The sequence below is a fragment of the Bradyrhizobium sp. genome (assembly GCF_049512235.1).
Lineage (GTDB): Bacteria > Pseudomonadota > Alphaproteobacteria > Rhizobiales > Xanthobacteraceae > Bradyrhizobium.
The window spans coordinates 1-12,408 of sequence record NZ_JBEKXH010000174.1 but is presented as its reverse complement, the minus strand read 5'-3'; the positions used below and the strand labels follow the sequence as shown (position 1 = coordinate 12,408).

Annotated in this window: 10 protein-coding genes and 2 pseudogenes; 5 read left to right on the top strand and 7 right to left on the bottom strand. The window is 63.0% G+C overall.

Features of this window, described 5'->3' with window-relative positions; genetic code table 11:
- A pseudogene (locus ABSG20_RS17345) lies at positions 1-218 on the bottom strand (ABC transporter permease); the annotation flags it as partial.
- 47 nt (positions 219-265) lie between these two features.
- The gene (locus ABSG20_RS17340) at positions 266-1,060 is read right to left on the bottom strand and encodes an ABC transporter ATP-binding protein (RefSeq protein WP_423865739.1); all 795 of its coding nucleotides are present in this window, start codon (positions 1,058-1,060) and stop codon (positions 266-268) included.
- Positions 1,061-1,276: 216 nt separating this feature from the next.
- Between ABSG20_RS17340 and ABSG20_RS17335 the strand changes: the two genes are divergently transcribed.
- The 4 genes from ABSG20_RS17335 (at position 1,277) to ABSG20_RS17320 (ending at position 5,228) form a co-directional block, all read left to right on the top strand.
- The gene (locus tag ABSG20_RS17335; protein WP_423865738.1) at positions 1,277-2,602 is read left to right on the top strand and encodes an ActS/PrrB/RegB family redox-sensitive histidine kinase; all 1,326 of its coding nucleotides are present in this window, start codon (positions 1,277-1,279) and stop codon (positions 2,600-2,602) included.
- 102 nt (positions 2,603-2,704) lie between these two features.
- The gene (locus tag ABSG20_RS17330) at positions 2,705-3,259 is read left to right on the top strand and encodes an ActR/PrrA/RegA family redox response regulator transcription factor (protein ID WP_423865740.1); all 555 of its coding nucleotides are present in this window, start codon (positions 2,705-2,707) and stop codon (positions 3,257-3,259) included.
- A gap of 225 nt (positions 3,260-3,484) precedes the next feature.
- A complete protein-coding gene (locus ABSG20_RS17325) occupies positions 3,485-4,564 on the top strand; it encodes a methyl-accepting chemotaxis protein (RefSeq protein ID WP_423865737.1) in 1,080 nt (359 codons plus the stop codon).
- A 163-nt stretch (positions 4,565-4,727) separates the two neighbouring features.
- Positions 4,728-5,228, top strand: a complete 501-nt coding sequence (locus ABSG20_RS17320) for a 2TM domain-containing protein (protein WP_423865736.1) — start codon at positions 4,728-4,730, stop codon at positions 5,226-5,228.
- 22 nt (positions 5,229-5,250) lie between these two features.
- On the opposite strand, the gene ABSG20_RS17315 is transcribed toward ABSG20_RS17320, so the two are convergent.
- Complete coding sequence (locus tag ABSG20_RS17315) at positions 5,251-5,736, bottom strand: MmcB family DNA repair protein (RefSeq protein WP_423865735.1); 486 nt, start codon at positions 5,734-5,736, stop codon at positions 5,251-5,253.
- A gap of 196 nt (positions 5,737-5,932) precedes the next feature.
- Between ABSG20_RS17315 and ABSG20_RS17310 the strand changes: the two genes are divergently transcribed.
- Positions 5,933-6,616 (top strand): MBL fold metallo-hydrolase, encoded by a 684-nt coding sequence (locus tag ABSG20_RS17310; RefSeq protein WP_423865734.1) that lies wholly within the window; start codon positions 5,933-5,935, stop codon positions 6,614-6,616.
- A gap of 63 nt (positions 6,617-6,679) precedes the next feature.
- Here the strand turns inward: ABSG20_RS17310 and ABSG20_RS17305 are convergent, their stop codons facing one another.
- The 4 genes and pseudogenes from ABSG20_RS17305 to ABSG20_RS17290 form a co-directional block, all read right to left on the bottom strand.
- Positions 6,680-9,505: a hybrid sensor histidine kinase/response regulator gene (locus ABSG20_RS17305; protein WP_423865733.1), complete on the bottom strand. Its 2,826-nt coding sequence runs from the start codon at positions 9,503-9,505 to the stop codon at positions 6,680-6,682.
- 201 nt (positions 9,506-9,706) lie between these two features.
- Positions 9,707-10,927: an extracellular catalytic domain type 1 short-chain-length polyhydroxyalkanoate depolymerase gene (locus ABSG20_RS17300; RefSeq protein WP_423865732.1), complete on the bottom strand. Its 1,221-nt coding sequence runs from the start codon at positions 10,925-10,927 to the stop codon at positions 9,707-9,709.
- Positions 10,928-11,442: 515 nt separating this feature from the next.
- A complete protein-coding gene (locus tag ABSG20_RS17295) occupies positions 11,443-12,195 on the bottom strand; it encodes a class I SAM-dependent methyltransferase (protein ID WP_423865731.1) in 753 nt (250 codons plus the stop codon).
- A gap of 13 nt (positions 12,196-12,208) precedes the next feature.
- Positions 12,209-12,408 (bottom strand): annotated as a pseudogene (locus ABSG20_RS17290) (glycosyl transferase); the annotation flags it as partial.

Here is a 12,408-nt window from a genome sequence, read left to right as displayed (position 1 = left end):
AGAAACGAGATCGAAAAGCCGAGCTGGCCGCGAAACAGGATGTCCCACAGGATCACCGCGCCGACCAGGGTGCCGCCGGCGCGGGCGAAAAACCCGGCATTCTGCGATATATAATTCTGCAAGAAGCCCCAGGTGATGATCTGCAGCGCCGGCCAGTAGATCAATTCCAAAAGCCGCGGCCAGGACGAGAGCAGGAGGTACCAATAGCGCAGGATCATGGCGCCGATACGATGCGGGGCGATCCCCCCTGGCAACACCAGCCGGTTCACGACGCGGCGTCCTGAACGCGACCGCGCGCGACGTCGAGAAAGACCTCCTCGAGCGTCGCGCGGTTGTAGCGGGCCATGATCTTATCAGGGCTGTCATCGTCTTCGACGCGACCGCGCTTCATGATGATGACGCGGTCGCACAGCCGTTCCACTTCAAGCATGTTGTGTGACGCCAGCAGGATGGTCGCGCCATGGGTGCTGCGATAGGTCAAGAGATGCTGCCTGACCCAGTCGGCAGTGTCGGGATCGAGCGACGCCGTCGGCTCGTCCAGCAGCAACAGTTCGGGCTGGTTGATCAGGGCTTTGGCCAGCGCTACCCGCGTCTTCTGCCCGGCCGAGAGCTTGCCGTTGGCGCGGTCGAGGAAGTCGCCGAGATCGAGGTCGGCCGCGAGGTTCGCGATCCGCGCGGGCAGATTCTCGACCGCATAGAGCCGGCCGAAGGTCGTCAGATTCTGCCGCACCGTGAGGCGCATCGGCATATCGACATAGGGACTTTCGAAATTCATCCGGCCGAGCACCTCGGCGCTCTGCTCCGGCATCACACGGCCCAGCACCTGGATCCGCCCCGAGGTCGGCAGCACCAGCCCCATGATCATGGCAATGGTCGTGGTCTTGCCGGCGCCATTGCCGCCGAGCAACCCTGTCACACTGCCGCGCGCGATCCGAAACGATACGTCGTCGACGGCCCGGGTTTTCTTGAAGAGTTTTGTAAGGTGCGCGACCTCGATCGCCGCCGATCCGCTGGGATCTGCGGCGGCCATGCCGGACCCGACTATATCGTTACTCGCCATGCGGGCCGTTCATTGGGCCATTGCGGCGGCAAGCGCAAGACTAGAGCGCTTTCCGATGACGTTGCATCGGAAAGCGCGCCAGCTATCCTTTATTTGTCGCATTTTCTTGCGGAAAGCCAGTGTCCACCTTTCCGGAAAATGCTCTCAGGAGCATGCTGGAACTCGGCTGGAACGTCCGAATTTGTGGTCGGGGCCGCGGGCGGCTAAACTTCTGCCATGACCGACGTCGCCGCCTCCGATTTTCGCCATCCGCGCCGCTATGTCCGTCTCGATACGATTTTACGGCTGCGCTGGCTGGCCGCACTCGGGCAACTCGCGGCCATTTTCATCGTGGTGCAGGGGCTCGAATTCGATCTCCCGGTCGTCCCCTGCCTCGCCATCGTCGGTCTCTCCTGCCTGCTCAACCTGGTGCTGCAGATCGCCTTCAACCCGATGCAGCGACTGGAACCGGCCTATGCGGCGGCACTGCTGGCCTTGAACATCGTCGAGCTGGCCGGCCTGTTGTTCTTTACCGGCGGGTTACAGAACCCGTTCTCGTTTCTGTTTCTCGCCCCGGTCCTGATTTCGGCGACGGTGCTGCCGGTGCGGCTGACGATCGCGCTCGGTGCGCTCGCGCTCGCCTGCGCCTCCGTGCTGGTCTTCTTCCATCTGCCGCTGCCGTGGGACATCGACGACCCGCTGGTGCTGCCGCCGATCTATCTGTTCGGCGTCTGGCTCTCGATCGTGCTCGCGATCGGGGTCACCAGCCTTTACGCGTTCCAGGTGACCGAAGAGGCGCGCAAGCTGTCGGACGCGCTGGCCGCTACCGAACTGGTGCTGACCCGCGAACAACATCTGACGCAGCTGGACGGTCTGGCGGCCGCCGCCGCGCACGAACTCGGCACGCCGCTTTCGACGATTTTCCTGATCTCGCGCGAATTGGAGCGCAGCTTGCAAGATAACCAGCAGTTCGCCGGCGACATCAAGACCTTGCGCGAGCAGGCCCAACGCTGCCGCGATATCCTGGCCAAGATCACCCAGCTGTCGGCGACCGGCGCGCCGTTCGACCGCATGCCCTTGTCGACGCTGATCGAGGAGACGGTGGCGCCGCATCGGGATTTCGGCGTCGCCATCAAGGTCCGGATCGCGGTCGCGGGCGCAAGCGAGCCGGTCGGCACCCGCAATCCGGCGATCCTCTACGGTGTCGGTAATATCCTGGAAAATGCCGTCGATTTCGCGCGGGCGACGGTGGAAGTCAATGCGTGGTGGAATAACGAGACCGTCGAGATCGTGATATCAGACGATGGACCGGGGTTCGCGCCTGACATCATCAAGCGCATCGGCGAGCCCTATCTGTCGCGCCGGCGCCCCACCGATGAAGCCCAAAGCGGGCACCGGGGCCTCGGTCTCGGGGTATTCATAGCCCGCACGCTGCTGGAGCGCACCGGCGCCAAGGTCTCCTTCTCCAACCGGATATTTCCCGATCATGGCGCCGTGGTTCAGATCGCGTGGCCGCGCCAACGCTTCGAGGCCGCAGAAACCTCAACCCAACCAGCATCTTAAGACCCGGGCCGGCGATCCAAGGGGTCGATCATTGGGCGGCCTTGGCACTACCGCATTGCCACGCCATATCTTGCGGAGCCCGACATGGAGGATTCCCGTACCGTGAGCGCCCTTGCCGAACTAGCCGGCCACACCGATCGCTCGCTCCTGATTGTGGAGGATGACAAGCCATTTCTGGAACGGCTGTCGCGCGCCATGGAAAGCCGCGGCTTCACGGTAACCTCCTGCGACAGCGTCTCCGATGGTCTGGCGCAGATCGGGCGGGCAGCGCCGGCCTTTGCCGTAGTGGACTTGCGGCTCGGCGACGGCAACGGCCTCGACGTGGTGTCGGCGCTGAAGCGCAAGCGCCCGGACGCCCGCGCCATCGTGCTGACCGGCTATGGCAACATCGCCACCGCGGTGACCGCGGTGAAGATGGGCGCGGTGGACTATCTCTCAAAACCCGCCGACGCCGACGACGTCGTCGCGGCCCTGCTCGCCAGCGGCACCGAGAAGTCCGAGCCCCCGCAAAATCCGATGTCGGCGGACCGGGTGCGTTGGGAGCACATCCAGCGCATTTACGAAATGTGCAATCGCAACGTCTCCGAAACGGCGCGCCGGTTGAACATGCATCGCCGTACCCTGCAGCGCATCCTGGCCAAGCGCGCACCGCGCTAGTCTCATATCCGGGGCGTGTCGTCATAACTGCATGGCCCGATGCGAGTATGGCCAGTGCCGCATTTCAGCACCCTCCTCGCACTTCTACGTACTGCAGAAGGTCTCGGCGATAACCGCTCGTTAGGCAACATGCGGAGATAAACGGACAATCTAAATCTTGTTGCCGACGAGTTCGGCGCCGAAGGCTGGACAGATCGAAGCCCAGCCGGCAGAAGGACCAGGTCGATGGCCGCTGCGATTGATCGCATCAGCAACATGATGGCCGCGTCCTCGCAACCCGCGGCAAGCGAAAACGAATCGGATATTTCCGTCCTGATCGCGCGATTGACCGCCGAGCTTGACCAGATCGCCCGCGCCAAGGCCAGGTCGATCCAGCAGATCACCAACCAGATGAAAATGCTGGCGCTGAACGCGCTGATCGAAAGTTCCCGCGTCGGCGCGCTCGGCGCGGGCTTTGCCGTGGTGGCGCAGGAAGTCCGCGGCGTAGGCCAGAAAGTGGAGATGCTCTCCCGCGAGATGGAAACCGAGCTGACCGGCCGGACCGCAAACCTTATGCAATCGATCGAAAAAATGATCGATCGTTCACGCGGCCAGCGCATGAAAGATCTCGCGCTCAACGCCATCGAGCTGATCGATCGAAACCTCTATGAACGCACCTGCGACGTGCGCTGGTGGGCCACCGATGCCGCCGTGGTGGATTGCGCGGCCGATGCCAGCGCCGCGAATGCTTCCCACCTCGCCGGGCGCCTCGCCGTGATCATGCGCGCCTATACCGTCTATCTCGATCTTTGGCTGTGCGACCTCAACGGCAATGTGCTGGCCAGCGCCCGGTCGGACCTCTACGACGTCAAGGGCGCGAACGTCGTCCAGACGCGCTGGTTCTCCGACGCGCTCAAGCTGCGATCCGGCGATGAATACGTCGCCGGCGACATCGAGCGTCAGCCGCTGCTCGGCAATGCCCCGGTCGCGACCTATTGCGCCAGCGTGCGCAAAGGCGGCGACGCCAACGGCCAGCTGCTCGGCGTGCTTGCGATTCATTTCGATTGGGAGACCCAGGCCCGTGCCATCGTCGAAGGCGTCCGGGTCGACGATGACAAGGCCCGCGTGCTGCTGGTGGATTCGAAATTCCGCGTGATCGCGTCGTCCGACGGCCAGGGCCTGCTCACCGAGCGCATCCCGCTGAAACTCGACGGCGGCCGCGGCGGCATCTACAAGGACCACTCCGGCTCGCAGGTGGCCTTTCACCTCACCCCCGGCTACGAGACCTATCCGGGTCTCGGATGGTTCGGCGTGATCGTCCGCTAGTGCAGCGGCGGCCTCGACACTTCATCCCTTTCGATACCCATCCCGGGCATGCTGGTGGTATTTTGTCCCGCTGACGGGTCCAAGTCGGGTCGTTGGCGGGTCGCTGACGTGTTCAACCCGCCGCTTTCGAGGCAAATGTTCGCTCGTCGATCGAGGGTCTCCCATGCTGATCCAGAAACTCAGGCTGCAGCGCGGCTGGTCTCAGGAGCAACTGGCCGAGTTGAGCGGCCTGAGCGTTCGCACCATTCAACGCCTCGAACGGGGACAAACCGCCAGCGTCGAATCATTGAAAGCGCTGGGCGCGGCCTTTGAGATCGATTTTTCGCATTTGAAGGAGCCAGAAATGAATACGACCGGGAACCCCGCCTCTCCGAACCCCGTAACCAAGAGCCAGAGCATCAGCCCCGATGAAACCCTCGCGCTGGCGCACGTGCGCAAACTCAAGGGCTTTTATATCCACCTCGCCCAGTACACCATCGTCATCGCCTTGCTCACGATTGTGAATCTGGTCACATCACCGCACTATTTTTGGGTGCTCTGGATCGCCGCCGGCTGGGGTGTCGGCGTGCTGTTTCACGGCCTGCGCGTGTTCGACAAGGTCCCTTTCCTGAGCGCTGAGTGGGAACGACGGCAGGTCGAAAAATATCTTGGCCGAAAGCTCTGACGCCGGAACGTCAGCCCACGGCCTAAAACTCGCCATGGCCCTGCGGATCGACGAGACGGTTGATCCGCTGCGCCGCTGACATGGCGAACCGCACCGTCATCAGCTTGCGGGTCGGCGCCGGCAGCCGGTGCTCCGGCGCCTCGCAATGCAGATGCGCGCCATAGGCATCGGCCACGATCAGGCCGGTCGCAGCAGGGAAAACCTCGCACGGCAGATCCCGGGTGAAGGCGAAGTACAGCCGGTCGCAATGCGCCCGGTAGTCCTGCCATTTCTGGTCGGCGCGCAAATCCTCGATCGATGATTTGATCTCGACGATCCGGATCTCGCCGCGCTCGTTCAGCGCCACCAGATCGGCGCGCCGTCCCGAGGGCAGCGGCACCTCCGCGAGGCAGGAAAATCCCAGCGACCGCAACAGCCGCGCGGTACCGCGCGCGATGCGGAGCGCGGTCTCCGACTGACGGCGGTCCGGCGGCGGCACCAGACTGACCTTGTGGGCGGGGTTTTCCATCGCCGCAAAGCCTACCCGATTCCGGCAAGCTGCCCAAGATGAGGCCATGCCGGGTCGGCGGTATTTTGACTGTTGCCGCGCCTTTGCGGCCGCGCAGGTACCTCACGACCGGGCCTGCAAATTCCCCGCCTCTGCCCTGCGCCACCTGCGCGAAACTTTGACTTGGCGGCCTGCCAAAAATCGGCAATGTGCTGCCATGACCGAGCGATCCGAAACCCAGCAGGCTAAAGCCAAGGCGAAAGCCGGCGCCGTCATCATCCCGGTGACGCTGTTCGAGCAGAACTGCACGTTGCTCTGGTGCGAGGCGACAAAAAAGGCTGTCGTGATCGACCCCGGCGGCGACGTTCCAAGGATCAAGGCCGCGATCAAGCAGGCCAATGTCGCGGTGGAAAAGATCTGGCTGACCCACGGCCACATCGACCATGTCGGCGGCGCCGCCGAACTGCGCGAGGCGCTGCAGGTTCCGATCGAAGGCCCTGATATCGCCGACAAGTTCCTGCTCGACAATGTGGTGACAAGCGGCGCCCGGTTCGGCATGACCGGCGTGCGTGATTTCGTGCCGGACCGCTGGCTCAATGAAGGCGATCAGGTCAGAATCGGCGAATTGACCTTCGACATCCTGCATTGCCCCGGCCATTCGCCGGGCAGCGTGGTGTATTTCAATGCCGACATGCGCTTCGCTCATGTCGGCGACGTGCTGTTCAGCGGTTCGGTCGGCCGCAGCGATATTCCCGGCGGCAATCATGCAACGCTGATCCAGTCGATCAAAGACAAGCTGTTGCCGCTCGGCGACGACGTCGGTTTCATCTGCGGCCACGGGCCCGGCTCCAGCATCGGCCAGGAGCGGATGACTAATCCCTTTCTCACCGGCGCGAGGTGAGGCGCCGGCCGGCGACGTCGTCTAATGCGGCCTTGTCTCAAATTTTACACTTGTATCCGCCTGCTACCCCGAAATCATCGCGCGAATGCGCTGCGAGAGAAGATCGAGGTCGAACGGCTTGGTGATCATTTCCATGCCCGGCTGCAGAAAGCCTTCCGATATCGCCACGCTCTCGGCATATCCGGTGATGAAGAGAATCTTCAGCTCGGGCCTCAATTCCCGCGCCTGATCGGCGAGCTGGCGGCCGTTGATGCCGGGTAGGCCGACGTCGGTGACCAGCAGGTCGATGCGCTTGCCGCGGCGCAGGATTTCAAGGCCCGACGGTCCATCGACGGCTTCCAGCGTCCGGTACCCCTGCTCTCCCAGCATTTCGACGATCACGCCGCGCACGACCGGTTCGTCCTCAACCACCAGAACGGTCTCGCCGCTGGCGGCGTGTTCCGCCGCCCGGACCGCCGAGGCCAATTGCACGGCGACCTCGCCCCGATGACGCGGCAAATAAAGCCTGACCGATGTCCCCCGCCCCAATTTGCTGTCGATCGTGGCGTGGCCGTTCGATTGCCGCGCAAATCCATAGATCATCGAGAGCCCAAGTCCGGTGCCCTGGCCGATCGGCTTGGTGGTAAAGAACGGATCGAAGGCGCGCGCGGCGACTTCCGCGCTCATGCCGACGCCGGTGTCGGTAACGCCGATATAAATATAGTCGCCCGGCACCAGCGCAGGGGTATCCGCGGTCACGCTGTCGAGCCGCGCGTTGGCGGTTGAGAGGGTGAGCTTGCCGCCATCGGGCATGGCGTCGCGGGCGTTGATGGCGAGATTGAGCAGCGCGCTCTCCAGCTGATTGGGATCGCAAAGCGTGAACCACAGATTGTTTGCGGCGATGATTTCAAGGTCGATGGTCTCGCCAATGGTCCGGCGCAGCAGATCCTCCAGCGACACCACGAGTTGATTGACGTCGACGCCTTTGGGGACCAGCGGCTGGCGCCGCGCGAAGGCCAGCAGGCGGTGGGTGAGCGCGGCGGCGCGGTTCGCCGATGTCATCGCCGCATTGATGTAACGCGCGACGTTTTCGGTGCGGCCCTGATCGAGACGAGTCTGCAGCAGATCCAGCGACCCGACAATTCCGGTCAGGAGATTGTTGAAGTCGTGGGCGATGCCGCCGGTCAATTGCCCGACCGCTTCCATCTTGCGCGACTGCAGCAAGGCCTCCTCGGCGGCCTTCAACCGCGCGGCCGCCGCCTTTTCCGCAGTCACATCGCGGGCGACCGCATAAATATGATCCTGATCGGGTACGCCGGTCCACGACAGCCAACGATACGATCCGTCCTTGTGGCGAAAGCGGCTTTCGAACCTGACGGTGGCTGCGCTGGCTCCGAGCTTTTTGACCTGGGCTCGTGTCAGACCGTTGTCGTCGGGATGTTCCAGCCATTCCGAGGTGCGGTTCAACAATTCGGCCTCGCTCCAGCCGAGCGTCCTGGTCCAGGCCGGATTGACGGTGCGCCACACGCCGCCGCGGTCCGCGACCAGCAGCAGGTCCTGCGACACGTTCCAGATCCGGTCGCGCTCCCTGGTCTTTTCCTCCACCCGCTGCGCCAGCGTCGCATTCAGTTCGGCCAATTGATCGGCGATCAGCTTCTGGTCATGGACGTCGGTGTTGGTGCCGATCCAGCGGATGATCCGGCCCTGTTGGTCGCGCGCCGGGACCGCGCGGGCGAGAAACCAGCGGAACGCACCATCGGCCCGCCGCAAGCGAAATTCGACCTCATATGGCTCGCCGCAGCCGATGGCCGCCCTCCAGGCGGCGACCGCGCCGGCAAGATCGTCGGGATGGACGATCTTGCCCCATCGATCGCCGTCGAGTTCGCCGGGCCGAGAACCGCAATAATCGTAAACCCGCGGATTGAACCAGTTGAGTAATCCATCCGGCCGGGCGGTCCAGATGTGATGCGGGACAGCTTCGGCCAGCGTGCGGAATTCCTCTTCGCTTTGCCGCAGCGCCTGCTCGGCCATCACCTGCTCGGTGACATCGGTGTGGGCACCGACCAGGCGTATCGGCCTGTCATCGTCGTCGCGCTCGATGGTTGATTTGACCGAAATCCACCTGACCTCGCCGTCGCTGGGGCGAATAATCCGGTACCGCACGCTGTACTCGCGCTGCCTGCCCGCGACCGCGTCGCGGAATTTCTTTTCGGTCGCCTCGCGATCCTCGGGATGGATGCGCCGGACCCAGTCGTCGTGGGTTTCGTTGACCGCATCCGGCGGCAGGCCGTGAATCAGCAAGTATTCCGGCGACCGGCGATTGCGGAATCCGGTGGTCAGGTCGACCTCGAGCCCGCCGATCCGCCCGAGCTGCTGCACGCGCGCGAGTTCGGCTTCGCGTTCGCGCAGCGCCACGGACGCCAGATAATCCTTGGTCACATCGCGGCAAACGACGAGCACGCCGCCGATGCCGTCGTCTTCGTCGATCGGGCTGTAGCCATAGGTCCAGTAGACCTGCTCCAGCCGGCCATGACGCGTCACCGGAACGAGCTGGTTCTCATGCCAGGTGGCGCCGCCGCCACTCATCACCTGTTCGATCTGGGGACCGATGACGTCCCAGATTTCAGCCCAGCACTCCCGCCCACGCTGGCCGAGCGCGCTCGGATGACGCTCGGGGCCCATGGTCCGGCGATAGGCGTCGTTGTAGAATTGAATGAGCTCCTCGCCCCACCAGATGAACATCGGGTGGTTGGTATTGAGCAGAATGCGCACCGCCGTCCGCAGGCTTTGCGGCCAGGTCTCGGGCCGCCCCAACGGGCTTGCAGGCCAGTCATAGGCCCGCGTCAAGGATCCCATTTCCCCGCCGCCGGCGAGAAAATCCGCAGAAGTTGGACTGTTGAACTTCAACATCAGGGACAGTCGGTGACCAGGTTCAGCCTGTGTTACGGCCGAAACTTAGCCGCCAGTCACCGCCCTTGCAAACCCGAGGTCCTGCGATCGATTGCAAAAATGTTTTGCACGGACGGAACCAAACCGCCACGGCCGCCACCGCTTTCGCCGTTGTCGGGCGGGCGGGACGCGTGCGGCATGACGTTGACGCCGCAAACGCCACTACTTCATCAATCCCGCCGCCGTCAGCGCGCGCGTAATCACGGCCCCGACGTTGATCGCGCGTCGCCGCGGCTTGCGCGGCGGCTCGGGAGCGGGCTTGGGCGCAGGCCGCGGCCACACCACCTTGGTGCGATCCGGCGCCAGCGCCGGCGCCGCTGGCGGTGGCGGAGTAACTACCGGAATGATCTTCGCGGTTTCCTTCGCCGCTTCGGCTGCCGCCTTGGCTTTGCGAATCCATTCGGTCAGGCCGAAGAAATCTGCAATATGATAGGAGGATGAAATTCCCGCCTCGATCAGGAATGCACCTTGCGCGCCATATCGCTCGTCATTGTCGGCGATCCCGAGCGGGGTGCCGTGGGCCATATCGGTGATGGTGTACGATTCCAGAATCGTTTCGCCTTCCGCGTTCCACCAGACCTGGCGCGGATAGCCATCAACGGTGCCCTCCGACATCGGGCTCGCAGGCAGGCCGTGCAGGTCAAGCCATTGCTTGACGATCTCATTGGCGTTGGCGGGGTTGACTGTGCGGTCGGCGCTGCCGTGCCAAACCGAGAGTTTCGGCCATGGGCCCTTATGACCGGAAGCGTTGCGTACGAGGTCGCCCAATTCACCGGCCGGTCGCGACGGTGACTGGAACATTCCGTTCAATGCTTCCCGCACATTGCTGGCGACGCCGAACGGCAGTCCCGCAATGATCGCGCCGCCGGCGAACACCTCAGGATAGGTTGCCAGCATCGCCGACGTCATGGCGCCGCCGGCGGAAAGCCCCGTAACAAAGACGCGACGCTGATCGAGACCGATGTCCCCGACCATCCGTGCGATCATTTGCCGGATCGAACAGACCTCGCCGCTGTCGCGCGTGGTGTCTTGCGGATTGAACCAGTTAAAGCAGCCATTGGCGTTGTTCGACCGCTGCTGCTCAGGCATCAGCAACGCAAAACCATAATGTTTCGCCAGTGTGGACCAGCCGGCGCCCAAATCGTAGCTGGCGGCGGTCTGACCGCATCCATGGAGAACCACGACAAGGCCGGCCGGCCGCTGCAGACTATCGGGCACAAACGAGAACATCCGCAAACCGCCCGGATTGGTTCCAAATTCGGTGGTTTCAATCAGAGGACTGCTGCGGCCAGGTCTCAGGTCGCGCCCGTAATCGCCGAAACCATTGATGGTCGTCAGCTTTGGCAGACGTCGGAGGAAGTCGATATTGTGGGCGAGGGACAAAGGCAGCTCCTTGGCGAGAGACTCAAGACTCACTAACTCCACAGTAACCCCATCAGAAACAGATAGTTGCTGCACTGCAAAATAAAAAGACCGTGGGCTGTCAATCCTCAGAAATTTGGCATCGAGGTGCGGCCTTGTCGCCACATCCCCGACAGAAATGTGATGCGCCTGGCGCGCAAACCGCTTGACGGAACCAGACCTTCATCGCCGCGTCGCGCCATAGTCATGGATTTGCAGCATTTCCCTGAGGGCCCTACCCGAATCACCGCCCGCAATATGAACCATGGCGGCTCGACCCGTGACGCATTTTGAGCGACATCCCCGGGATTGAACGGGCATTGAACTTCCCGGCCGAGGCCTCCGAATAAGGGTTCGCAAGGGGATTTGTTCCGATTGCCGCGTGGGAAGCCCTTGGGACCTTCTTTCAGCCCCATCGCTACGAGGCGATGCCATCGTCGTGACCGGCTTCGGCCCGTCCGGCCGCCACGCCGCCCGCTTCAGCGCAGACCTGCAATTCACCCAACGCGTTCGAGCACCACCATCATACGAAACGCGATCTGTCTTCGAACCGCTTGCGGTACCTTCTCCTCGAAGGCCAGCACGGAACGAACCAGCGCGGCCGGCATCAGGGACCAGCTCTGAAATCCCCCGCTCATCGGATAGGCGAACAGGCTGAACCATTTGACGCTGCGGACGCGGATCGATGGCACCTCGTTTTCAACTCGCCTGCACGCGGCTGGCGTCGCAAACAAAAGGCTCGGGATGGCTTGGTTGGCGTCGAACGGGTCGCGATCGGGGTCGATCTTGACCGGCGCGAACGGGTCGACATCCATATCCACCGGCTCGCCGTGAAAACGATCATAGAATCTGCGCGCAATGGTCGTCATCGCCGGCTCGATCATGGCGACGCGTCCGCCCGCTTTCAATACCCGCGACGCTTCCTTGAGAAACGCGATCGGCCGCTCCAGGTGATGCAGAACATCGAGCATGACCACGCCGGAAAATGAACCATCTGGGAACGGCAGGCCATGCGCATCCGCCACCACATCGATGCCTGGAAACGGCAGGATGTCGGTCGATAGGATGTCGGGCCTGAAATCCTTGATGTGGGCCGTGCCGCTGCCGATGTCGAGCACCCGACCTTGGGGACAGCTCTCGATCAGCCGCCGATGAAAATCGCGGTACAGCAGGCGGATCGCGCCCTTTTTCTGCCACCGGCTGCGGTGAACAATCTGGCGTCGATCCAAATCGGCCGCGATCCTGGTCATGGCAATCCGCGGGTCAAACGGCTTTGAGCTTGCGATAGGCGAACCATACCATTTTCAAGAGCAGCCAACCGTCCCGGAATCGGGAGATCTGGGTTTCGCCGAAGGTGCGCGCCTTGTAGTGGATGGGGGTCTCGATGATCTTCAGATTCTGCTTCGCCGCACCGAAGATCAGATCGAAATCCCCGAACGGGTCGAAGTTGCCGAAATAGTCGC